Origin of the sequence: Lentzea miocenica (assembly GCF_033949945.1) — a bacterium.
Taxonomy (GTDB): domain Bacteria; phylum Actinomycetota; class Actinomycetes; order Mycobacteriales; family Pseudonocardiaceae; genus Lentzea; species Lentzea miocenica.
In genome coordinates this window covers 153362-179084 of record NZ_JAXAVW010000014.1, presented here as the reverse complement: position 1 = coordinate 179084, position 25723 = coordinate 153362, and the positions used below count along the sequence as shown (strand labels likewise).

23 protein-coding genes are annotated in these 25723 nt (G+C 68.2%); 13 read left to right on the top strand and 10 right to left on the bottom strand.

Features of this window, described 5'->3' with window-relative positions; all coding sequences use genetic code 11:
* Nucleotides 1-29: 29 nt before the first annotated feature.
* Nucleotides 30-926 carry a KPN_02809 family neutral zinc metallopeptidase gene (gene ypfJ / locus SK803_RS18795; protein WP_319967312.1) on the top strand — a complete coding sequence of 299 codons (897 nt, stop codon included), beginning with the start codon at nt 30-32 and terminating at the stop codon, nt 924-926.
* Nucleotides 927-990: 64 nt separating this feature from the next.
* On the opposite strand, the gene SK803_RS18790 is transcribed toward ypfJ, so the two are convergent.
* The gene (locus SK803_RS18790) at nt 991-2499 is read right to left on the bottom strand and encodes a M28 family metallopeptidase (protein WP_319967311.1); all 1509 of its coding nucleotides are present in this window, start codon (nt 2497-2499) and stop codon (nt 991-993) included.
* Nucleotides 2500-2579: 80 nt separating this feature from the next.
* Complete coding sequence (locus SK803_RS18785; RefSeq protein WP_319967310.1) at nt 2580-3212, bottom strand: GNAT family N-acetyltransferase; 633 nt, start codon at nt 3210-3212, stop codon at nt 2580-2582.
* Nucleotides 3213-3257: 45 nt separating this feature from the next.
* On the opposite strand from SK803_RS18785, the gene SK803_RS18780 reads away from it, so the two are divergent.
* On the top strand, nt 3258-4223 hold the full coding sequence (locus SK803_RS18780; RefSeq protein WP_319967309.1) for an NAD(P)H-quinone oxidoreductase: 966 nt from the start codon (nt 3258-3260) through the stop codon (nt 4221-4223).
* On the opposite strand, the gene SK803_RS18775 is transcribed toward SK803_RS18780, so the two are convergent.
* Together SK803_RS18775 and SK803_RS18770 are read right to left on the bottom strand one after the other, a co-directional pair.
* Nucleotides 4207-4851: a class I SAM-dependent methyltransferase gene (locus tag SK803_RS18775; RefSeq protein WP_319967308.1), complete on the bottom strand. Its 645-nt coding sequence runs from the start codon at nt 4849-4851 to the stop codon at nt 4207-4209. The two genes, SK803_RS18780 and SK803_RS18775, sit on opposite strands and share 17 nt — an antisense overlap.
* Before the next feature lie 17 nt (nt 4852-4868).
* Nucleotides 4869-6068 carry a cysteine desulfurase-like protein gene (locus tag SK803_RS18770; RefSeq protein ID WP_319967307.1) on the bottom strand — a complete coding sequence of 400 codons (1200 nt, stop codon included), beginning with the start codon at nt 6066-6068 and terminating at the stop codon, nt 4869-4871.
* A 90-nt stretch (nt 6069-6158) separates the two neighbouring features.
* Here SK803_RS18770 and SK803_RS18765 point away from each other — a divergent pair, with 90 nt between their 5' ends.
* From SK803_RS18765 to SK803_RS18720, 10 genes are all read left to right on the top strand, one after another.
* A complete protein-coding gene (locus SK803_RS18765) occupies nt 6159-6635 on the top strand; it encodes a bacterial proteasome activator family protein (protein ID WP_406601550.1) in 477 nt (158 codons plus the stop codon).
* A gap of 58 nt (nt 6636-6693) precedes the next feature.
* On the top strand, nt 6694-7533 hold the full coding sequence (locus SK803_RS18760) for a class I SAM-dependent methyltransferase (RefSeq protein ID WP_319967306.1): 840 nt from the start codon (nt 6694-6696) through the stop codon (nt 7531-7533).
* A gap of 59 nt (nt 7534-7592) precedes the next feature.
* On the top strand, nt 7593-8507 hold the full coding sequence (gene wzm, locus SK803_RS18755) for a galactan export ABC transporter permease subunit Wzm/RfbD (RefSeq protein ID WP_319967305.1): 915 nt from the start codon (nt 7593-7595) through the stop codon (nt 8505-8507).
* Nucleotides 8508-8522: 15 nt separating this feature from the next.
* Nucleotides 8523-9323: a galactan export ABC transporter ATP-binding subunit Wzt/RfbE gene (wzt, locus tag SK803_RS18750; RefSeq protein ID WP_319967304.1), complete on the top strand. Its 801-nt coding sequence runs from the start codon at nt 8523-8525 to the stop codon at nt 9321-9323.
* The gene (gene glfT1, locus SK803_RS18745) at nt 9324-10226 is read left to right on the top strand and encodes a galactofuranosyltransferase GlfT1 (protein ID WP_319967303.1); all 903 of its coding nucleotides are present in this window, start codon (nt 9324-9326) and stop codon (nt 10224-10226) included.
* A gap of 24 nt (nt 10227-10250) precedes the next feature.
* Nucleotides 10251-12521, top strand: a complete 2271-nt coding sequence (locus tag SK803_RS18740) for a hypothetical protein (RefSeq protein WP_319967302.1) — start codon at nt 10251-10253, stop codon at nt 12519-12521.
* Nucleotides 12518-13564 (top strand): glycosyltransferase family 2 protein, encoded by a 1047-nt coding sequence (locus SK803_RS18735; RefSeq protein WP_319967301.1) that lies wholly within the window; start codon nt 12518-12520, stop codon nt 13562-13564. The genes SK803_RS18740 and SK803_RS18735 overlap by 4 nt, the downstream gene beginning before the upstream one ends.
* A 120-nt stretch (nt 13565-13684) precedes the next feature.
* On the top strand, nt 13685-14917 hold the full coding sequence (locus SK803_RS18730) for an ABC transporter substrate-binding protein (protein ID WP_319967300.1): 1233 nt from the start codon (nt 13685-13687) through the stop codon (nt 14915-14917).
* On the top strand, nt 14914-15780 hold the full coding sequence (locus tag SK803_RS18725) for a carbohydrate ABC transporter permease (protein ID WP_319967299.1): 867 nt from the start codon (nt 14914-14916) through the stop codon (nt 15778-15780). The genes SK803_RS18730 and SK803_RS18725 overlap by 4 nt, the downstream gene beginning before the upstream one ends.
* Nucleotides 15777-16589, top strand: coding sequence for a carbohydrate ABC transporter permease (locus SK803_RS18720; protein WP_319967298.1), 813 nt, complete (start codon nt 15777-15779; stop codon nt 16587-16589). The genes SK803_RS18725 and SK803_RS18720 overlap by 4 nt, the downstream gene beginning before the upstream one ends.
* Here the strand turns inward: SK803_RS18720 and SK803_RS18715 are convergent.
* The 5 genes from SK803_RS18715 to SK803_RS18695 all read right to left on the bottom strand — a co-directional run bounded on the left by SK803_RS18715 (nt 16579) and on the right by SK803_RS18695 (nt 23745).
* Nucleotides 16579-17334: a class I SAM-dependent methyltransferase gene (locus tag SK803_RS18715; RefSeq protein ID WP_319967297.1), complete on the bottom strand. Its 756-nt coding sequence runs from the start codon at nt 17332-17334 to the stop codon at nt 16579-16581. The genes SK803_RS18720 and SK803_RS18715 overlap by 11 nt on opposite strands.
* Before the next feature lie 85 nt (nt 17335-17419).
* Nucleotides 17420-19321, bottom strand: a complete 1902-nt coding sequence (locus tag SK803_RS18710; protein WP_319967296.1) for a glycosyltransferase — start codon at nt 19319-19321, stop codon at nt 17420-17422.
* A 174-nt stretch (nt 19322-19495) separates the two neighbouring features.
* Nucleotides 19496-20704 (bottom strand): UDP-galactopyranose mutase, encoded by a 1209-nt coding sequence (gene glf / locus SK803_RS18705; protein ID WP_319967295.1) that lies wholly within the window; start codon nt 20702-20704, stop codon nt 19496-19498.
* A gap of 69 nt (nt 20705-20773) precedes the next feature.
* The gene (locus SK803_RS18700) at nt 20774-22798 is read right to left on the bottom strand and encodes a DUF6541 family protein (protein WP_319967294.1); all 2025 of its coding nucleotides are present in this window, start codon (nt 22796-22798) and stop codon (nt 20774-20776) included.
* A 65-nt stretch (nt 22799-22863) separates the two neighbouring features.
* The gene (locus SK803_RS18695; RefSeq protein ID WP_319967293.1) at nt 22864-23745 is read right to left on the bottom strand and encodes an LLM class flavin-dependent oxidoreductase; all 882 of its coding nucleotides are present in this window, start codon (nt 23743-23745) and stop codon (nt 22864-22866) included.
* Nucleotides 23746-23814: 69 nt separating this feature from the next.
* Between SK803_RS18695 and SK803_RS18690 the strand changes: the two genes are divergently transcribed.
* Nucleotides 23815-24624 carry an HAD family hydrolase gene (locus SK803_RS18690; RefSeq protein WP_319967292.1) on the top strand — a complete coding sequence of 270 codons (810 nt, stop codon included), beginning with the start codon at nt 23815-23817 and terminating at the stop codon, nt 24622-24624.
* An 86-nt stretch (nt 24625-24710) separates the two neighbouring features.
* On the opposite strand, the gene SK803_RS18685 is transcribed toward SK803_RS18690, so the two are convergent.
* Complete coding sequence (locus SK803_RS18685; RefSeq protein WP_319967291.1) at nt 24711-25700, bottom strand: lysylphosphatidylglycerol synthase transmembrane domain-containing protein; 990 nt, start codon at nt 25698-25700, stop codon at nt 24711-24713.
* Nucleotides 25701-25723: the final 23 nt, after the last annotated feature.

Here is a 25723-nt window from a genome sequence, read left to right as displayed (position 1 = left end):
CCCATGGGGTCCTTGGCAGGAGGATTGCGGTGCAGTTCAACGAAGGCGCGGAACTCGATCTTTCCCAGGTCTCGGACCAGCGGGGCGTAGGCGGCCGGGTGGCGGGCGTCGGCGGCGGCCTCGGCGTGGTCGGCCTCATCATCTACTTCCTGGTGCAGCAGTTCACCGGCATCCAGCTGCCCGCGGGCGGCCTGGAGGGGCTGGGCCAGAACACCCAGGTCGAATCCAGTCAGCTGGCCGAGAAGTGCAAGACTGGCGCCGACGCGAACCGCGACAGCGACTGCCGGGTCGTGGCCACGATCAACTCGATCCAGGCGTTCTGGACCGACCAGTTCGCCCGCTCGGGCAACACCTACCAGGTCACCAAGACCAACTTCTTCCGCACCAGCGTGAACACCCGCTGCGGCAACGCCACCTCCGCGGTCGGCCCGTTCTACTGCCCGGCCGACTCCCAGGTGTACATCGACCTGGACTTCTTCAACGAGCTGCGCACCAAGTTCGGCGCGACCGGCGGCCCGTTCGTGGAGGCGTACGTGCTGGCCCACGAGTACGGCCACCACGTGCAGAACCTGCTCGGCACCTCCGACCGGGTCACCTCGCGCACCGGCCCGACCTCGGACTCGGTGCGGCTGGAACTGCAGGCGGACTGCTACGCGGGTGCCTGGGCCAAGGCGGCGACGACCGTGCCGAGCTCCAACGGCCAGCCCCTCATCTCCAACATCACCCAGGAGGACGTGAACGCGGCCCTCGACGCGGCGGCACGCATCGGTGACGACTTCATCCAGCGCGAGCTCGGTGGCGGGCGGGTCGACACGACCAAGTTCAGCCACGGCAGCTCGGCGCAGCGGCAGAAGTGGTTCAACACCGGGCTGTCGACGGGCGACCCGGCGCGCTGCAACACGTTCGACACGAACAACCTGGGCTGAGCACAGCGACGCGAAAGGCCGGGCCTCCTGAGGGAGACCCGGCCTTCGTCATTTCAGGAACCGACTAGGACGCGGCCGCGTGCGAGTGGTCGTGCGCGGCGGACTTCATGAGCGCCGCGGACTTGCGGGCGTCGGCCCGCTTCGAGCGCGGCGGCACGCCGTTGACGTCCTCGGTCGAGACGCCGTAGGCAGCGGTCACGAACGCGATGGCGCCTGCGTTGCGGCCGAGGGCCGTGCGGTCGATGTTGCCGAGGTTGTCGCACTTCGAGTGGTAGCAGGGGTCGTAGGCGACTCCCGCGGTGCCGCCCCACTTGGCTGCCTGGGCCGCGGTCTTGACGCCTTCGGCGCCGGTGAAGAGGCCGCCGGCCGGGATGCCCTGTGCGATGAACTCGCCGTAGTCCGAACGGCCCGAGAAGTCGGTGCCCTCGGTCGGGACGCCCTTGGCCACGAAGTAGTCGGCGAAGGCCTTCTCGATCTGCGCCGAGCCGTACGGGCCGGGGCCCGCGCCGACGTTGTCGGAGTTGTCGCCGTCGTAGATGAAGTACGCGGCGTTCGGGGAGCCGACCATGTCGAAGTTCAGGTACAGCGCGATGTCCAGCTGCTGTTCGAACGTCAGCGAGCGGACATAGTACTCGGAGCCGATCAGGCCGCGCTCTTCCGCACCCCACCAGGCGAACCGGATGGCGTTGTCGACCTTCGGGCGCGAGCCGAGCTGCAGGGCGGTCTCGAGCAGCGCCGCGGAGCCGGTGCCGTTGTCGTTGATGCCGGGGCCGACCTCGACGCTGTCGAGGTGTGAGCCGGCCATGACGACGTTGTTGGTGCGGCCGGTCTTGGTCTGCGCGATGACGTTGCGCTCGGTGCGGGACTCGGTGTGGGAACGCATGTCCACGGTGACCGTGGAACCGGCCTTGCCCGCCAGCGTGGTGCCGTCGGCCTGGGAGATGCCGCCGGTCGGGATCACGCCGGGGTTGGTCAGCGTCACGTTGGAGAGCGGGCCCGCGACGTTGTTCGAGACCAGCACGGCCACGGCGCCAGCGGCGGCCGCGTTGAGGTGCTTCTGCTCGAACGTGCACCCGCCGCGGCGGATCAGGGCCACCGAGCCGGTGAAGTTCTGGCCGGCGAAGTCGCTGGCCTCACAGCCCGTGGTGGTGTCTTCGGGGACGACGCGCAGCGGACCGGTCACGCCGCCGACGGGGGTCTGCGGTGACTGGACCAGGATCAGCGCCTGGTAGTTCACGCCGTCGACGCGGGCGGACTCGGCGTCGTTGACGTCGATGTCGTAGGTGAACGTCGGCGTCGAGACGATGAAGCCCTCGTCGCGGAGCTTGCCCGCCACGTAGTCGACGCTCGCGTCGTAGCCGGGGGTCAGCGCGGCACGGCTGCCGCCGTTGCGGTCCGCGATGCGCTGGAAGGCGATCAGGTGCCGGTTGACGCCCTCGACGGTCACCTTCTTCGCGAGCTTCTTGGCGAGTGCGGGGCCTTCTGGTTCAGCTGCGGCGGACGCGGTGGCGGTGGGGGCTGCGACTAATGCCGAGATGGCAAGCACGGTCGCCAGCTTGGATCTGCCGGACATATGAACGTTCCCCTTCGTTCGAGATGGCTGAACCCTCACAAAGGGGAGACCTGGACCACAATCCGTCGGTCGGTGGGTGTTCAGCTGGTGATCAGCCGAACACAGTCAGCTAACCCCTCGACGGTGACCTTCCACTCCGGGCGCACGAAGTTCGCCGCGTCCAGGCGCAATCGCACGTGCTCAAGACGTTCTCCGCGCGGTGCGGCAGCGATCGTGCCGTCGTGGACGTAGCCGAGCTTCTCGCTGACACGGTTGGACGCGATGTTGCCCATCCATGCAGCTGATCTCGCAATGTGGGCACCGAGGTGATCGAACGCGAACTGCAGCACGGCAATCCGCATCTCGGTGCCGAAACCGCGGCCGTGGTGCTTGAGGCCGAGCCACGACCCCGTGTTCACCTCACGCAGCACGCCGAAGTCACGCGCACCGATCTCCTGGACGCCGATGACCTCGCCCTCACACCGCACCAGGAAGGTGATCGCCCAGTCCTTCGCGGCGAACTTCGCTCGGTTGCTCCAGAAGAACTGGACCATGCCGAGCCCGTCGTCCTCGGCCAGGCTGTCGGTCCACGGCACGTTGAACGGCATCTCGGCCGGGTCGTGCACGCCGTTCTTCGCCACCTCGACGAGCTCGTACAGCCCCTCGTCGTCGTCCGGGCGCAGCTCCAGGCGCGGTGTGCGGAGAACGAGGTGTCGCAGCGGCCAGGCGTCCATGTTCCGATGGTGCCGGGCCTGTCGAGCGGTATTACGGTCGACCGCATGCGTGCCATCTCTGTTCGCGAACCCGGCGGCCCGGACGTGCTCGAGTGGACCGAGGTCCCCGACCCCGTGCCCGGCCCCGGCGAGGTGCTGATCGATGTCGCCGCGAGTGCGGTCAACCGGGCGGATCTGTTGCAGCGGCAGGGTTTCTACCCGCCACCCCCTGACGCCTCCGACATCATCGGGCTGGAGTGCTCCGGCACGATCGCCGCGCTCGGCGAGGGTGTGACCGGCTGGAACGTCGGCGACGAGGTGTGCGCGCTGCTCGCCGGCGGCGGCTACGCGGAGAAGGTCGCGGTCCCGGCGCCGCAGGTCCTCCCGCTGCCCAAGGGCGTCGACCTGGTCACCGCTGCCGCACTGCCCGAGGTCGCGTGCACGGTGTGGTCGAACGTCGTGATCGACGGCCGGTTGAAGCTCGGTGAGACGTTCCTCGTGCACGGCGGTGCGGGCGGCATCGGCACGCACGCGATCCAGGTCGGCAAGGCACTCGGCGCGACCGTCGCGGTCACGGCCGGCTCCGACGAACGGCTCGCGAAGTGCGCGGAACTCGGCGCGGACATCACCGTCAACTACAAGACCCAGGACTTCGTGGCCGAGGTCAAGCAGGCGGACGTCGTCCTCGACAACATGGGCGCCTCCTACCTCCCCCGCAACATCGACGTGCTGGCACCGGACGGCCGATTGATGATCATCGGCATGCAGGGCGGGGTGAAGGGCGAGCTGCCGATCGGGAAGCTCCTCAGCAAGCGGGCCTCGGTGATGGCGACCGGACTGCGTGGACGGTCGATCGACAGCAAGGGCGCGATCGTGGCGCAGGTCCGCGAGCACCTGTGGCCGTTGGTCGAGAGCGGTGCGGTGCAACCGATCGTCGGCCAGGTCGTGCCGATGTCGAACGCCGCGGAGGCGCACCGGTTGCTGGAGGCGAGCGACGTCTTCGGGAAGGTGCTGCTCAAGCGAGAGCGGTAGCAGCGGCCAGCGAGGTCCGGGGAGCCGTGCGGAACTCCAGCCCGAACTCCTCGGACCACCGCGTCAGCACCGCGGCCTCGTCCGGCCGGTCGACGTCGTCCGCCAGCACGGTCGCCCCCGGCGCCAGCACGGCGCGCAGCACGGGCAACGCCGGATAGCGCGAGTCGCCGAACCCCGGTCCGTCCACCAGGAGCAGGTCAACGAGGCCGAACCGCTCGACGTACCCCAGCACTTCGTCGTGCACCTGCTGCGGCGCGTACCACTGGCCGTGCCGCGACAACGCTGCCGGATGCCGTGACAACGGCGCGTGCACTACGCGTGCGACCGAGCCCAGACCTTCGCGCCTCAGCTGTGAGGCAACGAAAGCAGCCGTGCGTTCGTCGTGCTCGATCGCCAACAGGTGCCCGAATCCGCGCTGCTGCAACAAACGCGCCAGCAGCACAGACGAAGAGCCGCAGCCCAGTTCGACCAGGACGGTCCGGGCGCCGAGCACGATCTCGTCCATCACCGCGATGAGAGCGGCGGGGCGCAGGTCGCCGGCGAGCGACGGCAGGTACTCCGTGTTCAACGAGCCGATGCGCTGCAGGGCCGAGAGATCGGCGAGCTCGCGAGCAAGCGAGTCGTCCAAGAATGATCTCCCAAGCCTCAGCCCAGTTCGGCCACCGCCCGCACCAGGTCGTCCATCTCGACGGCGTTCGTGTAGTGCGCGAGCCCGATGCGGATGGCGCCACCGATCTCGCCGACGCCCAGCACCGAGAACACCCCGTGCTGGCCGCGGTCGGCGAACGCGCAGACGCCCCGCGAAGCGAGGTGTTCGACGCCGTCCTCCGCCTTGACCCCGGCGATCGAGAACGCCAGCGCGGGCACCCGCCGCATGGCGTCGCCGATCACCATCACGTGTCGCAGCGAACGCAGTTCGTTGATGAGATTAGCGAGCAGCCCGGCCTGGTAGGCCTTCACGGACCCCAAAGACGTGACCAGCCGCTCACGGCGCGTGCCCGACGCCGCGTCGTCGAGGTCCGCCAGGTAGTCCACGGACGCGACCAGACCGGCGAGCATCGGGTAGGCGTGCGGACCGAGTTCCAGCCGTTCGGGGCCGCGGGCGGCGGGGTCGAACGAGACCGACGGCAGCCGCTCCAGCACCGACGGGTCGCGGAACACCAGCGCGCCGACCGGCGGGCCACCCCACTGACCAGCGGAAAGAGCCACCACGTCGGCGCCCATGCCGATGATGTCCAACGGCACGAAAGGCGCGGCCGACGACGCGTCCACGACCATCAACGAGCCGTGCGCACGGGCCACCGCCGAGATCTTGCCCAGGTCCGGGCGGGTGCCGACGACACCGGACGCCGCGGTGATGGCGATCAGCTTGGTGCGGTCGGTGACCAGTTCGTCGTACTGCCAGCTCGGCAGCTCGCAGGTCTCGATGTCGATCTCTGCCCACTTGACCGCGCTGCCGGTGCGCTGGGTGGCGCGCAGCCACGGCGCGATGTTCGCCGGGTGGTCCAGCCGGGACACGAGGACCTCGTCGCCCATGAACCAGTCGTCGGTCATCGCCTCGGCGAGGCGTTGCAGCAACACGGCGGAGGACGGACCGAGCACGACACCGGCCGGATCGCCACCGACGAGGTCCGCCACGGCCCTGCGGGCGGCGTCGACGATGGCCTCGGCGCGTTGTGAGGCTGGGAAGATGCCGCCGGGCCCGGAGACGGGGGCGCGCAGTGCGGTGGAGACGGCGGTCGCGACCTGTTCGGGCACCTGCATGCCGGCGGGTGCGTCCAGGTGGACCCAGCCGTCGCCGAGCGCGGGGAAGAGCCCCCGTACCCGTGCGACGTCGAACGCCATGCCTCACACCGTACGTATGAACGCAAACACAGTGTCGGCCAGCCCCCACCCGGCTAACCGGTGAAACACGAAAGAGACGAGGATGGAGACATGAACCAGGAGCAGCCCGTTGTGATCGTCGGCGGCCAGGACGGCGACATCACCGACATGGTCGAGCAGCCCGCGAAGGTCATGCGGATCGGCACGATGATCAAGCAGCTGCTCGAGGAGGTGCGGGCGGCACCTCTGGACGAGGCGAGCCGCAACCGCCTCAAGGAGATTCACAAGCGCTCCATCGAGGAGCTCGAGGACGGCCTGGCGCCGGAGCTGCGCGAGGAGCTGGAGCGGCTCTCGCTGCCGTTCACCGAGGAGGGCACTCCGTCGGACGCCGAACTGCGGATCGCCCAGGCGCAGCTCGTGGGCTGGCTGGAAGGCCTGTTCCACGGGATCCAGACGGCGTTGTTCGCCCAGCAGATGGCCGCGCGGTCGCAGCTGGAGCACATGCGCGGCCGCGCGCTGCCCGCCGGCAGCAGCGGCGAAGGTCACGACGGTGGCACCACTGGGAAAGGCACCGGCCAGTACCTCTAGCCGGGACACCGGGTGGTGGCCCTACGATGCGCGCTGAACTTCCCTGAGAGGAGCCATCGTGCTCGAGCAGGTGCGCCGCGGTCTGTCCGCAAAGCAGTTGCGCCACAAGTTGCGCGTCAAGGCGATCGAAATCGTCACGGACGCCGTGGCCCCGATCCGCGCCCAGATCGACGACCTGCAGAAACAGGTGGACGAGCTGCGCGTCGAGATCCGCCACCAGGGCGACCGCGCCGTGGACCAGACGCGTCAACTCGAGGTGCGCACGCGCCGCGACCTCGTGTTCGCGGGCGAGCAGGAGGCCGCGCTGCAGAGTGCGAACTTCGTGCGCGACGAGATGCCTCACACGCCGCAGTTCGGTCACCCGCACGAGACACTCGAGTACGCGCTGTCGCTGGCCCCCGAGGGCGGCCTCGCGCTGGAGTTCGGCGTCTACACGGGCACCACGCTCAAGATCATCGCGACCGCCCGGGAAGGCGCCGACGTCTACGGCTTCGACTCCTTCGAGGGTCTGCCGGAGAACTGGCGCAACAGCTTCCCCGCGGGCACGTTCAACGTCGACGGCCTGCCGGAGGTGCCGGGTGCCGAGCTCGTCGTGGGCTGGTTCGACGACACCCTGCCGGGCTTCCTGGAGGCCCACCAGGGTCCCGTGACGTTCCTGCACGTCGACTGCGACCTGTACTCCTCCACGAAGACCGTGCTGGAGCTCGTCGGGCCCCGCCTGGTCGAGGGCAGCGTCATCCTGTTCGACGAGTACTTCAACTTCCCCGGCTGGCGCGACCACGAGCACAAGGCGTGGACCGAGTACCTCGAGCAGACCGGCATCGAGTTCACCTATGAGGCGTTCACCTACGACAACGAGCAGGTGGCCATGAAGGTGATCAAGATCCCGACCCGGTGACCACTCCGTGACGTACCGGCGTCCAGGTCGTTCTCAGGACGCCGGTACGCTCAGTCCTCGTGCAAGCCACCAGTACCCTCGACCAGCCCGAGGCGCCGCCTGCCGTCAAGTCGCGCAGCTTCAAGCGCGCGTTCGCAGACGTCCGCGAGGCATGGGACCACCGCGAACTGTGGGGTCACCTCGGCTGGCAGGACATCAAGCAGCGCTACCGCCGATCGGTCATCGGTCCGTTGTGGATCACGATCTCGATGGGCACGACAGCCCTCGCGCTCGGCTTGCTGTACTCGGTGCTGTTCAAAACGGAAGTCGCGACGTTCCTGCCGTACGTGACGGTCGGCTTCATCGTCTGGAACTTCATCGTCGGCTGCGTCACCGAGGGCACCGACGTCTTCATCGCCAACGAGGGGCTCATCAAGCACCTGCCCGCGCCGATCACGGTCCACGTGATGCGCATGGTGTGGCGCCAGGTGCTGTTCCTCGTGCACAACCTCGTGGTCTACGTGGTCGTGCTCGCCATCTTCTTCACCTCGCTCAACCACGAGTACCGGATCGCCGCGGACAGCCCGCTGCAGCCCGGCCTGAGCTGGACCATGGTGCTCGCGATCCCCGGCTTCGTGCTGCTCGCGGTGAACGCGGTGTGGATCGCGCTGCTGTTCGGCGTCATCAGCACCCGCTTCCGGGACATCCCGCCGGTGGTCAACAGCTTCATCAACCTGGTGTTCTTCATGACGCCGATCGTCTGGGACGCCGGCGTGCTGAACCGGGTCACCGGTGGCGGCGACGGCGACTGGCGCATGCTGATCGCCGAGCTCAACCCCGTGTACCACTTCGTCGAGATCGTCCGCGCCCCGCTGCTCGGCCACACGGTCGACTGGCACCACTGGGCGATCGCCGGCGGCTTCACCCTGTTCGGCTGGTTCGCCGCGCTGGTGATCCTGCGCAACTACCGCGCCCGCGTTTCCTACTGGGTCTAGAGGAGGTCGACACCCATGGTCAGCATCGACGTTTGGAACGCATCGGTCGACTTCCCGATCTTCGACGCGAAGTCGAGGTCGCTGAAGAAGCTCGCGCTCGGCAAGGTCGGCGGCAAGATCGGCTCTGAGGGCCGTGTCCCGATCATCGAGGCGCTGCACGACATCACGCTGTCGCTCAACGACGGTGACCGGGTCGGCCTGGTCGGCCACAACGGTGCCGGCAAGTCCACGCTGCTGCGCCTGCTGGCGGGCATCTACGAGCCGACCCGCGGCCAGTCGCGCATCGTCGGCAAGGTGGCTCCGGTCTTCGACCTCGGCGTCGGCATGGACCCGGAGATCTCCGGCCACGAGAACATCATGATCCGGGGCCTGTTCCTGGGCATGACCCGCAAGCAGATGGAAAAGCGCGTCGACGACATCGCGGAGTTCACCGAGCTCGGTGACTACCTGCAGATGCCGCTGCGCACGTACTCGACCGGCATGCGCGTCCGGCTGGCGCTGGGCGTGGTCACGTCGATCAACCCCGAGATCCTCCTGCTCGACGAGGGCATCGGCGCGGTCGACGCGGCGTTCATGGCGAAGGCCCGTGACCGGCTCAAGGACCTGGTGGCCCGCTCCGGTCTGCTGGTGTTCGCGAACCACTCCGACGAGTTCCTGGCGGAGTTCTGCGACACCGCGATCTGGATGGACGAGGGCCACGTGAAGATGCACGGCGGTCTGCGCGAGGTGCTGACCGCGTACAAGGGCTTCGACCCGTTCGAGCGGATGCACGAGCACGACCCGACCCCCGTGCTCAGCGGAAATGGTGGCGACTAAGTGAACCTCGAGGCGCTGCCCAAGGGCTCCGTCGTGGCGGTGGTGGTCACCCGCCACCGCAGGGAGCTGCTGTCCGAGTCGCTCAAGGCACTGGCGACGCAGACCCGCGTCCCCGACCACCTCGTCGTGGTCGACAACGGCCCTGACCAGCCGGTGAACGACCTGGTCGAGCAGTCCCCGCTGCCCACGACGTACCTCGCGTCGCACCGCAACCTCGGTGGCGCCGGCGGGTTCGCCCTGGGCATCCTGCACGCGCTGTCACTGGGCGCGGACTGGGTGTGGCTGGCCGACGACGACGGCCGTCCCGCCGACGAGAACGTGCTGGCCGTCCTCCTGGAGGAGGCCGAGCGCCGCAACCTGGCCGAGATCTCCCCGGTCGTCACGAACATCGAGAACCCGGACAAGCTCGCGTTCCCGCTGCGCAGGGGCCTGACCTGGAAGCGGTCGGCCGCCGAGCTGGGCACCGACTTCCTGCCGGGGATCGCGTCGCTGTTCAACGGAGCGCTGTTCCGCGCCTCGACGCTCGACGTCGTCGGCGTGCCGGACTACCGGCTGTTCTTCCGCGGTGACGAGGTCGAGGTCCACCGCCGCATGGTCCGCAGCGGACTGCCGTTCGGCACCTCGCTGAAGGTCGCCTACGTGCACCCGGACGGCTCGGACGAGTTCAAGCCGATGCTCGGCGGCCGGTTCCACGCGCAGGACCCGGAGAACCCGGTCAAGCGCTACTACACCTACCGCAACCGCGGTTACCTGCTGTCCCAGCCGGGCATGCGCAAGCTGGGGCTGTTGGAGGTATTCCGGTTCGGCCTGTACTTTCTCGGGGTCCGCAGGGACCCGAAGGCTTTCGTCGAGTGGTTGCGCCTGGTCCGGCTGGGGCGGCGTGAGCAATTCTTCCGCAAGTGAGCGCTTCGATACCGATTGCTTGAGATGACTGCAACTCTGAGCCCGGCAGTGGCGTCGGGCAGACCCGGATTCCGGGAACGCGTCACACCACCGCTCACCATGGTGGTCCTGGTACTGCTCGGTGCGGTCATCCCGCTGTACCGCAATCACATCTTCTACTACTGGGACGACACGGCGGCAGCCGCCGTTCCGGTGTGGCAGCGGATGGGCGAGGCCTTCAGCGAAGGCCGGATCCCGCTGCTCGAACTCGACATGTGGCGCGGCGGCAACTTCGCTGCCGAGGCGGCCACCGGCATGTGGAACCCGATCGAGGTCCTCCTCGCGGTGGCCACCGGCTGGATCGACAACGTCGCGCTCGGCATCACGATCGTCAAGCTCGCGTTCCTCGTGGCCTTCGCCGTCGGCACGTACCTGCTGGCCCGCGAGTACGGCAGCAAGCCGTGGATCGCGGCGGCCGTCGGTACCGCGCTGCCGCTGTCCGGCTACATCCTGTTCATGGACGGCACGTCCTGGATCAACGCGCTCACCGTCTACGGGTTCCTCCCGTACGTGTGGTGGACGGCCAGGCGCACGGCCAGGCTGGGCAAGTCGACCGTGTGGGTCGTGGTCGCCGGCTTCCTCGCCGCCACGACCGGCAACCCGTACGTGCTGGTGTCGATCTTCCTGATCGTGCTCGCCGTCGCCGTCGAGGCGTGGCTCGCGTTCGACCGGCGCAAGATCTTCAACCTGTTCGCGGCCGGGTTCGCGGTGCTGCTGCTGAACATCGTCGTGTACCTGCCGTTCTCGCTGACCTCGTCGGTCAGCTACCGCAAGGACAGCAGGACGTTCAACGACGGGTTCCTGTCGCCGCAGCTGCAGGACTTCTTCGGGATGAGCAACCCGGCGGCGCAGCCGTTGATGAACATCTGGAGCGGTCTCAACCCGACGTTCCCGGCGCTCTACCTGGCGTGGTTCTTCCTGCCGCTGCTCCCGTGGTTCCGCTGGGGCGTGCTGTGGGAGAAGCGCAAGGAGTACCTCGGCCTCTACCTGTACACGCTGGCCTACCTGTTCCTGGTGCTCGGCCCGTCGAACCTGAACATGTTTCGCTGGCCGGCGCGACTGGTGCCGTTCTTCTTCATCCCGCTGGTCGTCATCTGGGCGGTCGTCGCCAGCCAGGGCATGCAGAAGACCAACACGAAGGCGCGCACGCTCGGTTCGCTGGGAATCGTGCTGGTCGGGGCCTACTTCGGCTGGGCGGCACTGCCGCAGACCAACGTGCGCCAGGCGTACACGATGGTCCTCGTGATGATCGCGGTCTTCGTGCTGCTGAAGGTCGGCATCGGCCGCTTCAAGGGCTACGCGGTGATGGCGGTCGGCACGATCGGCTTCCTCGCGCTGCAGTCCGCGTGGTTCCCCGGCAACTACAGCGTCGCCGACTACAAGTTCCCGACCAGCGAGCACCTGCTGGAGCAGCGGTTCGACCAGCGCTACGAGGGCGTGACGGTCCAGCTCAGCGACCTCGGCAGGATCGCGGGGAACGACAAGTACCCCGGCGGGGCGTACCAGGACTTCACCTTCGGCACGAACTACAGCATCGCCGGCGTCGAGGCGCTGACCGCGTACAGCGGCGTCGGCTTCAACGCCATGGACGCTGAGCTCTGCACCACCTACAACGGTGCGGTCTACTGCCCCGAGGCGTGGAAGAGGCTCTGGACGGCACCGAAGGGTGCGGACAAGCCGCTCGCCGACCTGCTCCGCGCGGAAACGGTCGTCGTGCAGAACAACCTCATCGACACCCGGAACGTCCCTGCACCGGAGGGCTGGCGCAAGGCCGAGTCCACCGATCGCGTGGTCGTCTGGAAGCGCATCGCCAAGCCGGCGTTCCCCGACGGCAGGCTGTCCTCGGTCCCGAACGGTGTCAAGATCGACTCCGACCGGATGACCGGCAGGGTCAGCGAAGAGGTGAAGTTCAGCGGCGGAGGAGGCGGCAAGCTGGTCTTCTCCCGCCTCGCGTGGCCGGGCTACGTGGCCACCGTCAACGGCCAAGAGGTGCCCGCGAAGCTCGGACCTGCAGGTCTGCTGGAGGTCGAGTTGCCGAAGGACGTCCGTGAGGGAACGCTTCAGATCGACTGGGTCATGCCCGGCATGACCATCGGCCTCATCGCCGGCGCGGTGGGCATCGCGCTGACTCTGGGGCTGGCCTTCATCGACCGCTCGCAGCGGCGCAGGCGCCGTGACGAGCCGCAACCCAACGCTGACCCGGAGAACGTGGACGACGACGTCCTGGTGACCGTCGGAACAGGAGAACGAAAGTGACCGACCAGACGCGTCGACCTTTGGTGTCGATCGTGGTGCCGGCTTACGACGAGGCCCCCAACGTGGCGGGAACGGTCGAGCTCTTCCGCCAGATCAAGCAGTCCCAGCCGGACGTCGACTTCGAGCTCGTGCTCATCGACGACGGCTCGTCGGACGGCACGGCGGACCTGTTCGTCGCGGCGCTGGGTGAGAACGACGTCGCCCGTGTCGCGTCGTTCTCCCGCAACTTCGGCTCGCACGCGGGCGTCAGCGCCGGCTTCGCGATCTGCCGCGGCGACTGCGCCATCACGCTCAGCGCCGACCTGCAGGAGCCGGTCGAGGTCATCGACCGCTTCCTGAACGAGTGGCGCGCGGGCAGCGACATCGTCTGGGCCATCCGGTCCGTTCGCTCGGTCCCGAAGGGCCTCGCCAACAAGCTGGCGATGAAGTTCAACGACTTCTTCGCCAAGCACGCCGACCTGCCTGACAGCTACCCGAAGGCCGGCCCGTCGCAGATGCTGGTGAGCCGTCCCGTGCTGGACGTCATCAACCAGATGCCGGAGCTCAACCGCAACCTGCTCGGCCTCGTCGCGTGGACCGGCTTCAAGCAGACCACGGTGGCGTTCGAGCAGAAGCCGCGTGCCGCGAACGACAGCAAGTGGACGACCAGCAAGAAGATCAAGCTGGTCTTCGACTCGTTCATCGCGTTCTCGATCATGCCGATCTTCCTGATGCTGTTCGCGGGCGTCATCTTCACCGGCATCGGCCTGTTGACCGTCTTCGGTTTCCTGCTCGGCGCCCTGATCACGCTGTCCGCGCCGAACGCGATCGGGATCATCGTCGGCGTCGTGCTCTTCTGCACCGGCGCGAACCTGGGCTGCACCGGCATGCTCGGCCAGTACCTGTACCGGGCCGGTGACGACGCGCGCCGTCGTCCGCTCTACATCATCCGGCAGCTGCGTGACATCAACAGCCTCGCGGGCCAGTCGCCGCAGGGCGTCGTCAACGTCAACCCGCTCGACGTTCCTGGCCTCTCCGGCGTCAACGGGCTGGGCCGCCGCTGACCCGCTCCGCTTCACCGGCAGCCACCCTCGGTCTCCGAGGGTGGCTGCTTTTTTGTTCAGCTGCCGGGACACTCGGGTAATCACTCGCACACGCCGCGTGATCGGAGTAAGACGGGATGAGTGATTTCCCGACGCAGACTTCTCACGGCAGCCGGTGCGACAGCCCTGCTCACCGCGTGTGGTTCGAACACCGGGCGCGGCGGCGACGGTCAAGCTCTCCGGCAGTGGTACCACGCGTACGGCGAACCCGGCGTGCAGCAAGCGGTGGAGCGGTACGCCAAGTCGTACGGCAAGGTCCCCGTCGACGTGCAGTGGAACCCCGGCGACTACGACTCGAAGCTCGCGACGAGCCTGCTGTCCGGCAGCGGGCCGGACGTCTTCGAGTCCACGACCCAGGTCAGCGCCGTACGGGCCGGCCAGATGGTGCCGCTGGACGACGTGATCGCGTCCGCCAAGGACGACTTCACCGCGTCGATCCTCGCCGGGCACACGGTCGACGGGCAGATCTACGGCATCCCGCAGGCCGTGGACATGCAGATGTTGTTCTACCGCAAGAGCATGTTCGCCTCGGCGGGAGTGACTCCTCCGTCCACTGTGGATGAGCTGGTCAGCGCGGCGCGCCGGTTGACCACGGGCGGCGTGAAGGGGTTGTTCGCGGGCAACGACGGTGGCGTGGCGGTGCTCGGAGGACCGGCGCTGTGGTCCGCGGGGCTCGACTACGTGACGCCGCAGCACCAGGTCGGGTTCGACGATCCCCTTGCCGCGCAAGCGATCGGCAAGCTCCGGGAGCTGAACACGAGCGGGGCGCTGCTGCTGGGAGCGGTGAAGGACTGGGCGGAGCCGGACGCGTTCACCCAGGGGCTCGTGGCGATGCAGTGGACGGGACTCTGGACTGTTCCCGCCGTGCAGAAGGCGTTGGGTGACGACTTCGGGGTGCTGCCGTGGCCCCGGCTGAACGACTCCGGCCGCCCTTCCGTGCCGGTCGGCGCGTTCGGCGCGATGGTGAACGCGAAGTCGGCGAAAGTGGCCGAGGCCAAGGAGTTCGTGCGCTGGCTGTGGGTCGAGCGGACCGACTACCAGGCGGACTTCAACCAGTCGTACGGCTTCCACATCCCGCCGCGCCAGTCGCTCGCGGCATCGGCGGAGAAGCTGAAGACCGGTGCCGCCGCGGACGCCGTGAAGTTCGTGCGGGACAACGCGAAGGCGTCGAACCCACCCGACTGGACGTCGGCGATGAGGACCGCGTTCGGCGACGCCGTGTCCCAGGTGGTCCGCGACGGTGCCGATGCCTCGACGGAACTACGGGGTGCGGTGGCGAAGGTGCGTGACGAACTGAAGCGCCTCTACGGATGACGCGCTCGTTCTGGCTGTTCGTGGGGCCGTTCTTCCTCGGGCTGCTGGTGTTCGTGTACGTGCCGATCGGGTGGAGCGTGCTGCTCTCGTTCTTCGACGCGCGCAACACCGTGACGCCGACGACGTTCGTGGGCTTCGACAACTACGCGGACATGCTGACGGACGGGCCGTTCCTGCAGTCGCTCGGCACCTTCAGTCTCTTCGCGTTGTTCGTGGTGCCGCTGACGTTCGTGCTCGCGTTGGCGTTGGCCTTGCTGGTCAACGGAATCCAGTTCATGCAGACGTTCTTCCGGTCGGTGTTCTTCCTGCCGTTCGCCTGCTCGTACGTCGTCGCGTCGCTGGTGTGGAAGCTGTCGATCTTCAACGGTGTGCGGTTCGGGCTGGCGAACACCCTGCTCGGGTGGTTCGGCGAGGAGCCGATCCCGTGGACCGTCACGCCTCCCTGGTACTGGCTCGTGCTCGTGACGCTGCGGCTCTGGTTGCAGCTCGGGTTCTACATGATCCTGTTCATCGCCGGGTTGCAGCGGATTCCCCAGCACCTCTACGAAGCCGCGTGGATCGACGGCGCTTCCCGTGGCTGGCAGACGTTGCGGTACATCACGATGCCGCAGCTGCGCACCACGTCGGTGGCCGTGCTGCTGTTGCTGCTCGTCGCGGCGTACCAAGCGTTTGACGAGTTCTACAACGTGCTGGGCACCGATCGCGGGTACCCGCCGTTCGCGCGGCCGCCGTTGATCTACCTCTACTACACGGCGCTGGGGTCCGGCGGACAGGACTTCGGCCACGGCAGCGCGGGCGCGGTGATCCTGACGTTGCTGATCGCGGGCGTGACGTTGTTGCAGGGCAAGGTGATCACGCGATGAAGGTGGTCCGGTACCTGGCGCTGTCGGTCGCCGCGGTGTTGTTCCTGATCCCGTTCTACCTGGTGCTGCGCAACGGCCTGGCGAGCGAGCAGGAGATCACCTCGCCGAACTGGACGTTCTGGCCGAGCGAGATCCGCTGGGAGAACTTCGCCGAGCTGTTCGCCAACCCCGCGGTGCCGTTGGTGCGCAGCCTGATCAACTCGGTGCTCGTGGCCGTGCTGCAAACGGCGGGACAGCTGCTGTTGTGCGGGCTGGCGGGCTACGGGCTCGCGCGCATTCCCTACCGGTACGCGAACGTGGTGCTGTACCTGGTGATCGCGACGCTGATGATCCCGGCGGCCGTCACGTTCGTGCCGACCTTCGTGGTCGTCTCCACCCTCGGCTGGATCTCCGACCTGCGCGGACTGGTGATCCCCGGCCTGTTCAGCGGGTTCACCACGTTCCTGTTCCGGCAGTACTTCCTCAACTTCCCCAGGGAGATCGAGGAGGCCGCGCGGATGGACGGGCTCGGCCACTGGGGCACGTACTGGCGGGTCGTGGTGCCGAACTCCAAGGGGTTCTTCGCCGCGCTCGGTGTGATCGCCTTCGTGACCAGCTGGAACCAGTTCCTCTGGCCGTTGGTGATCGCGCAGGACCAGGACTCGTGGACGGTGCAGGTGGCACTGTCCACGTTCCTCACCGCTCAGTCGATCGAGGTCGAGCAGCTGTTCCTGGCCGCCGCCGTGTCCATCACGCCGCTGGTGATCGTGTTCGTCGCGCTGCAGCGGTTCCTGGTGCGTGGCGTGACGGAGACGGGGATCAAGGGCTAGTCGTCCTGCTCACCAGCAGGAAGATGCTCGGACCGAACCGGCAGCGGGCGAGTGCGGGTTGTGCCGCCCGCTCCACGCGCAGCAGCACGCGGTGCGGCACGACCCGCTTCAGCGCGCCCGACCGCAGGTTCGACACCGACAGACTGCGCACGACGTGCAGTCCGGCGTCGGAGAGTTGCCTGGTCACGGTGTCGAGGTTGTGGTTGACGAACGGGATCTCGTCGTCGTGGCGGTTCTCCGGCGACCGGATGTCCACCGGCTCGGCCGGAACACCCCGGCCCAGCCTGCGCAAACGGTTGCGGGCGTGGCCGAGGTTGGCGACCTCGACGACGGCGAGGCCGGCCGGGTCCAAGATCCTGGCGATCTCGGCCAGTTCGGCGGTCGGATCGGGCAGGTGGTGCATGACGCGGATCATCGTCACCAGGTCGATCGAACCCGTCGCGAACGGCAGTGCGGCCGCCTGCGCCTGGACCCGTTCGATGCCCTCGCCGAGGAACTTCGCCGCCATGTCGAGCTGGCGGCTGCTCGGTTCGGCCAGCGTCACGTGGTCGGCGTACTTCGGCAGCAGCGCGGTGATCCGGCCGTAGCCGCCTCCCACGTCCACCGCGTGCTCGAAGTGCTGACCGCTGAGCAGACGGTCGATCGCGATGCGCTCGGCGTCGTGCTCGTACTCGCGGCCCTTCCAGTAGCCCAGGTAGTCGTGGGCGGGTCCGTCGTAGAAATCTGCTCGCCTGATGTCCCCCATGCAGCCAGGACGCACCGGCACGGGGTGCGGTTGCCACGAAAAGGCCCCCAGATCGCTTGGGGGCCTTTCACGTTGATCAGGAGACTCAGCTGTTGGCCTCGAAGACCTTCCGCCACGACTCGACCGAGGTCAGCTCGGGCAGCGCGTCGCGGTACACCTTCTGCATCCGCGGCCACTCCGAGGACAGCCTGCGGTAGTTGCGGACCGCCCGCTTCATCAGCTGGCGGAACTCCTTCGGGTCGCGCTTGCGGAACGCGACACCGCTGCCGTCCGCGTTGGACACCGTCGCGCTGTCCAGGTTGCCCAGCAGGAACCAGCGGGCGTTGGACGCCGGCACGTTGATCTGCGGGCGCTGGGTCGTCGCCGCCTGCGGCTCACGCAGGTTGTGCATGAGCGCCTTGGCGGCCTCGGACGCGATGGTCACCGGGTTGGTCGGCGGGGTCAGCATCTGCTCCGCGCGCACCATGTCGAAGGTGGGCGGCGGGAACTCGCGCGCCGACGGGAGCACCTGGGCGTCCGCGTAGTGCTTGCGCAGCTCGCGGATCTCCGGCAGCGCCGTGCGCAGCGAGTCGAACAGCTTCGACGGGCCGGCCAGGAAGTCCTCGATCGCCTTCTGCTGCACGACGACCGTCGAGTACTCCATCGACAGCAGGTGCCGCAGCGACAGCTTCAGACCCTGCTTGAGCAGCGTCGAGCGCACGTCGTACGGGCTGTGCAGCGCGGCGAGGATCAGCCGGTTGCGGGTGTGGAAGTACGCCTGCCAGTCGGTGGCGTCGTTCTTGTCCGTCCACGGCATGTGCCACACGGCCGAACCCGGCAGCGAGACCGTCGGGTAGCCCTTCTCCAGCGCGCGCAGCGAGTATTCCGCGTCGTCCCACTTGATGAACAGCGGCAGCGGGTAGCCGGTGCGCTGCACGACCTCACGCGGGAACAGGCACATCCACCAGCCGTTGTAGGTGGCGTCGATGCGGGCGTGCAGTTCCTCGGTCTCGCGCAGCGACTCGGTGCCGAAGTCGTGATCGGTGAGAGCGCCCGGCGCGGCACGCCAGTAGCAGGTGCCCAGGTCGACGACCTCGCCCATGCTGTGCAGGCGGGCACGTGCCTGGAGGTTCAGCATGTGCGAACCGACGATGACCGGCTGGGCAGCGGCGCGCGCGAACGCGTTCGAACGGAGGACGGCGTCCGGCTCGAGGCGGATGTCGTCGTCCATCAGCATGATCTGGTCGGCGTCGGTGTGCTCGATCGCCTCGTACAGACCGCGGGTGAAGCCGCCGGAGCCACCCAGGTTGTCCTGCTCGATGATCTCCAGCTTGTCGCCGAGGGCCTTGACGGCCTCCTCGTAGCCAGGGGTGTTGCGGACCTTGACCGAACCCTGGTCGGCGACGAAGACCTTCTTCAGCACGGAGAAGACCGCCGGGTCCTCACCGAGGGCGCGCAGTGCGATGACCGCGTCGACCGGGCGCATGGTGGTCATGCCGATGGCGACCGTCTGCGCGGGCAGGGTCTGGTCCGTGGTCCAGGCCGCCTCGTCGATCTCCATGGTCGTGTCGTCGGTGAAGACGTCGAACCAGATCCAGCCACCGTCCTCGAACGGCGTGAGCGAGACCGGCACCGCGACCTCGGTCCACGCCTTCGGGCTGCGGATGACCTGGCCGTCGAGGTGGACCGTGTCGCCGTTCGCCTTGGAGCGGTAGACGTCGATGCGACCGGCACCGCGCACGGTCATGCGCAGGACGACGTCCTCGACGATCGTCCAGCGCTTCCAGTAGCTCGCGGGGAAGGCGTTGAAGTAGGACGCGAAGGACACCTTGGCCGAGGTCGGAACCGTCACCGCGCGCCGGGAGGAGACGTGGCTGTGCACGTTCTCCGGCTCGTCGAGGTAGAGAGGCCGCACGTCCAGCGGGTCCTCGTCGCGCGGCATGATCACCCGCTGCAGGATCTGGGTCGGGTCGATCTTGGTGGCGCTTGGCTTGGCCTGCTCGGTCACGTGCTTCCTCCGGCGAACCGAACTCACTCGGTTCGGGTCAGCTTCATGGATGTGGCTACCGCCACAGAAGATGTCGTGGCGCGGCGCGTCAGGCGCCCATTCTACTCACTGTCCAAAGACGATCGCCCGGCCGTACAGGTTGTACGGCCGGGCGAAATACGTTTCAGAACGTCATCAGTCGAGGTCGCCGTTGATCGGCGTGCCCTCGGTCAGATGCGGCGCGATCTTGTTGTCGAACGCGCTCAGCGCGGCACCGATCGCCATGTGCATGTCGAGGTACTTGTAGGTGCCCAGACGGCCGCCGAACAGGACGTTCTTGTCCGCGGCCTCCTTCTTCGCCAGCTCGCGGTACCGCTCCAGCTTCTCGCGGTCCTCCGCGGTGTTGATCGGGTAGTACGGCTCGTCGTCCTTCTCCGCGGCACGGGAGAACTCGCGGACGATGACCGTCTTGTCCTTCGGGTAGTCCCGCTCCGGGTGGAAGTGGCGGAACTCGTGGATGCGGGTGAAGGGGAACTCCGCGTCGTTGTAGTTCATGACCGGGGTGCCCTGGAAGTCACCGGTGGCCACGACCTCCTGCTCGAAGTCGAGCGTGCGCCAGCCCAGCCAGCCCTCGGAGTAGTCGAAGTAGCGGTCGACCGGCCCCGTGTAGACGATCGGCGTACCCGCCGGGATCTCGTCCTTCACGTCGAAGAAGTCCGTGTCGAGGCGAACCTCGATGTTCTCGTGCTCCGCCATCTTCTCGAGCCACGCGGTGTAGCCGTTGACCGGCAGACCCTCGTAGGTGTCGTTGAAGTAGCGGTTGTCGAAGTTGTAGCGGACCGGGAGGCGGCTGATGACCGCGGCCGGCAGCTCCTTCGGGTCGGTCTGCCACTGCTTGGCGGTGTAGTCGCGGATGAACGCCTCGTAGAGGGGGCGGCCGACCAGCGAGATCGCCTTCTCCTCGAGGTTGGACGCGTCCTTGGTGTCGATCTCCGAGGCGTGCTCGGCGACCCATGCGCGGGCCTCGTCCGGGCTCAGGTACTTGCCGACGAACTGGGTGATGAGGCCCAGGCCCATCGGGAACTGGTACGCCGTGCCCTTGTGCATCGCGAACACGCGGTGCTGGTAGCCGGTGAACTCGGTGAACTGGTTGCAGTAGTCCCAGACCCTCTTGTTCGAGGTGTGGAAGAGGTGCGCACCGTAGCGGTGCACCTCGATTCCTGTCTCGGGCTCTGCCTCCGAGTACGCGTTGCCACCGATGTGCGAACGACGTTCCAGCACCAGCACCCGCTTGTTCAGCTGGGAGGCGGCGCGCTCGGCAACTGTCAGCCCGAAGAACCCGGAACCGACGACGATGAGGTCAAAACCAGCGAAGCTCACGCTGCGCGAGACTACCTGAGCCATTAGGGCACGCCGAAGCCGCCCCTGTCTTGCTCCACCCATGGTGATCAGCGGAAACGCCGATCAACGTCGTTAACCCATCCGAGCCAGCACGCCTCGGTCCAACTGGTAGACCCGCACCTTGCCGCTGCGGAACCGCTCGGTCATCCCGGGCAGACCGTCCAGGTTCGCAAGCCCTGGAGCGACGGAGAACAGTCCGCCACCGGCCCAGTTCTCCGGCGATCCGGCGGCACCGATGAGCGGCGCGTCCCCGTCCACCAGCACCCAGGTGATGTCGAGGTCCAGGATCTCCCTGCGGATCTCCGCATCGGTCTCATAACGGTTGAAACCCTGCAAAAGCCGGTACGTGTACGGCACCTGGTGGAAGCCCATCGCGATGGTGTTGACCACCGGGATGCCCTTTTCCACGTACAGGTACGTCGAGCCGTCGTTCGCCGAGTTCATGACCCGCTCGCCGGGCCCGACCTTCCCCTCCAGGAAGTCGAACGCGGCCAGGTCGTCCGGCCCGACCCGGTCCAGAGTGGAGTCGCTGTACCTGCTCGCGAGGTAGTGGGCGTTGATGTTCATGTAGCCGCGCGCCGGCACCAGTGCGTACGAGGCGGCGAACACCACGACGAGTGCGGCGGCGACGCCGGCCGGGGACATCCGCAACGACGTCCGCCTGCGCAGGAACGCGGCGGCGCACGTGGCGAACACGACCGCGCCGACCGCGATGATCACCGGGACGAACAGGTAGATGTGCGAGCGGACGCGCAGCATCGAGTTGTAGAAGAACCCGGTGACGGCCGCCTCGAAGCCGGCGCCGGGGCTCACCCACATGGCCACGGTGATCGCGATCCAGAGCAGGGACGCCAGCAGCAGCCCGTAGGCGCGGCGGGTCACCAGCAGCACGCCACCCGCGAGCACGGCCAGCACGAACGCGGCGGCCTGCACGTACGGGCCGTATTCGGGCAGGTAGCCGGTGAAGCCGAGCCCGGCGGCCCGTTCCAGCGCGGTCAGGAACGGCACGGCGGCGACGTCCGGCGGGAACGCCGAGGTCTTCCCCGCCTGCCCCACGAGCTTGATCAGCATCGGCGAGGCGACGACGATCCCGGCAACCCCGGCCAGGACCAGCGGCAGGAACTGACCGCGCAGCCTGGTCCACCCGCCGCGGGTCAGCAGGTCGCCGATCCACCACGCCACCGTCGACACGCCCACGGTCATCACGGCGCTGGGATGCAACGCGACCAGCCCTGCCACGCCCACGGCGATCACCGGTACGGCCGACCACTGCCGCGGCCGCACGCTCAGCACCACGGCGAGAAAACCGGGGGCGAGCGCCAGCGCCGCCGCGTTGGGCAGCACACCGCCCTGCGCGGCCATCGTGATGGTCGGCGCGTTCATGCCCACCGCCACCAGCGCACCGACCCCGCCCGCCACGACGGCGAGCGGTCCGCCGATCCGCGCCCGGCGGGCCGTCACGTGGGCGAGCGCGGCCGTCGACAACACGAGTCCGATCACGAGCAGCGCGATCGTGACGCCGTTCAGACCCCGGATCGGGTCGCCCACGAGCTGACCGGTCGCCGCGGCGAGCAGGTGCATGCCCGCCGGGTAGAAGCTCACCGGCTGACCGGACACGAAGTCGACCGGAAGCAGCTGCCACGTCGCCCCGTGGCCGGTGCGCATGACGTACGAGACGAGCTCGCTGTGCACGATGGTGTCGTGCTCCTGGGGCACCGTGGCCAGGGTTCCCCCCAGGCCGGACAGCCAGGTCCGCAGGCCGATCGCGGTACCGCCGAGCAGCACGAGCACCCCGGCGACCGTGGTGATCACGCCCCACCGCGGACGACGGCGTGGCTCCTCCTTGCGCGCGCGCCACCACCGGAACGTACCGACCAGCAGCAACAGCGCCGTGACGGCACCGAGCGAGACCGCGTTGTAGGCGACGCCGAGCAGCGCGCACGCCACGCCGACGAGAGTGGCGACACCTGCGGAGGCGACAGCGGCGAAGCCCGCGAACCACACGGGTCTGCGAACACCGAACGCGGCGAGCAGTCCTGCACCGGGCAGCAGGACCACGGCCAGCGCAGCGGCCAGTGAGACTCCTTCAACCAACATGAACGCTCTCGATCACGGTGTCGGAGAGAGACTGCGGGCCGGAAATTTTTGCAGACGGGCCACCATCAGGCGGAGGCGAGGTCGGGAAGCACTTCCGCCGCGACCTGCTCCAGGACGACTTCGCGGCCCCCGTACACCCCGTGGCTGCGCGGCCAGTGCACGACGACGTCGGTGAACCCGAGCTCGCGCGCCCGGAACGCGGCGTCGCGGAACCGCTCGACGCTGCTCAGCGAGTAGACGGGGTTCGAGTCCAGGTTGAGGTAGTGGTCGACGCTCTGCGGCCGGCGTCCGCGCTGGTCCAGCACCTTGTGGAACGTCTCGACGTTCTCGGCCACGCCCGCCCACCACGCCCCGTCGTCCTCGGTCGCGGGTCCGGTGGTGACCCAGCCGGAGCCGAAGCGGGCGGCGACGTCCATCGCCTTGGGACCGTTCGCGGCGACCAGGAACGGCAGCCGCGGCCGCTGGACGCAGCCCGGTGCGGAGCGCGCCTCGTCGGCCGCGAAGTAGTCGCCACGCCAGGTGGTGCGCTCCTGGATCAGCAACCGGTCGAGCAGCTCGACGAACTCGCCGAACCGCGCGGTCCGCGCGCCGGGGGTCAGCGGGGGCGAGCCGAGCACCGTGGTGTCGTAGCCCGCACCGCCCGCGCCCAGCCCGAGCAGGAAGCGGCCGTCGGAGACGTCGTCGAGGGTGAGCAGCTCGCGGGCGAACGGCACCGGATGCCGGAAGTTCGGGCTCGCGACGAACGTGCCGAGCCGGATCTTCGAGGTGACCATCGCGGCGGCGGTCAGCACCGGTACCGCGGAGAACCACGGCCCGTCGACCAGGTCGCGCCAGCCGAGGTGGTCGTACGTCCACGCGTGCGCGAAGCCGTACTCCTCGGCGGCACGCCACTTCGGTTCGGCGGCCCACCAACGGTCTTCGGGAAGGATGACGATGCCAACACGCACACCGCAGAGTAACCAGGCCCACGTCACAAGTTCACATCGGACCGAATCTGAACCAGGCAGTATTGGCTGGTGGAGACACCTCGGCTGGTCGCATCGGACGTGGACGGAACCCTGCTCGGCGTGGACGAACGGGTGAGTGAGCGCACGGCGGCCGCCGTCGCGCGGGTGCTGGCATCCGAGACACCGTTCGTGCTGGTCACCGGCAGGCCGCCGCGCTGGGTGCCGATGATCGCGCGGGACGCGGGCGTCGACGGTTACGCCATCTGTGCGAACGGCGCCGTCCTCTACGACATCGGCAAGGACGAGGTGTTGTGGCAGCGCGGGCTCGAATCAGTGCTCATGAACGACATCGCCGACGCCCTGGACGCGGCCGTGCCCGGTGTGGCGTACGCCACTGAACGTGTCGGCTCGCGCGCCAATGACCCGGACGTGCCGCCGTTCGTGGCCGAGCACGAGTTCACCAACGTGTGGCCGGAGTCGGCAGGCCGGGTGCCGCGGGCAGAGATGTTCGGCCATCGCGCGGTGAAGATGCTGGTCAGGCACACGGGCATGACGAGCGCCGAGATGGCGATGGCGGCCCGTGAGGTGCTCGGCGACGACGTCACCGTGACCTACTCGTCGAACTCGGGCCTCATCGAGATCGCCGCGGCGGGCGTCACCAAGGCGACCGGCCTCGAGGACGTGACCGAGCGGTACGGCATCCCCCGCGCCGCCGTGGTGGCGTTCGGGGACATGCCCAACGACGTGCCGATGCTGAGCTGGGCAGGCCACGGCGTCGCGATGGGCAACGCGCACCCCGAGGCCGTGGAGGTGGCGGACGAGATCACCGCGTCCCACGCCGAGGACGGCGTCGCGGTGATCCTGGAACGCTGGTTCTAGAGGCATGACCCGCTAGGACGCTCAAAAACAGATCGCCGCGCCCCACGTCTCGAAGACGGGGTCGCGGCGATCCGGCGGAGCTGGTTCTAGATCTCGTCGACGACCGGGCGGCGCTTCGACGTGAAGTGCACGGCGCCGGCCGCGGCACCCGCGGTCACCAGGTCCGCGACGATGAACATGACCCGCGAGGCGGCCGCGAACGCGCCTGCCTGGATCGGGTCGAGGCCGCCTGCCACCAGCACGGCGACCAGGACGATCTCGCGTGCGCCCGCGCCCGCCGGCAGGATGAAGAAGAACATGCCGATGGTCATCGCCAGCGCCATCGCGCCGATGCTCTGGCCGAGGCCGGACCAGCCGGGCGAGCCGATCGAGTTCGAGAGCAGCCACAGGTGCAGGCCCTGGAAGCTGAACGCCAGCACCGAGTAGCCGAGCGACTTGCCGACCGTGGACCACTTGATCCGCTCGGCCAGCGGCGGGCGGCGCAGCGTCTTGAGCACCAGCGAGGTGCCCCAGGTGAGGATCCGCGGGTGCAGCGCGATCAGGCCGATCGGCAGCAGCGCGAACAGCCAGGCCGCCTCGGGGGTCTCGTCCAGGATCACCGGCAGGGCGAGTGCGCCCAGCAGCAGTGACGCCACGATCGAGATGCCGATCTGCACCAGCGCGGAGGTGAAGACGCGGGCACGGGCCAGACCCGCCTTGCGCCCGAGCTCCATCTGCAGCACGTACGCCCACACCGAACCCGGCACGTACTTGCCCAGCATGCCGACGAGGTTGATCTGCGCGCCGAGGACCACGCCGATCGGCTTGCCCAGGCTGTCGACCACCGTCTGCCAGGCCATCACACCGAAGAACATCGACACGATGACCGAGACCATGCTCAGCACCGCCGACTCCCAGGCGATGCCGGACAGCGTCCGCCACACCTCGGACCAGTTGGTGACGAGCTGGTAGATCGCGAAAGCCAGCACGGCCACGACGAGCAGGCGCCGGCCCCAGGTGATGGCCTGTGCCTTGAGGCTCTTCGGCTGCGGCTCTGGCGCCTGCGCGTGTTCCGCGTCGGCTTCCACTGTCGTCATTGGTTCTCCGCTACGAGCACTGG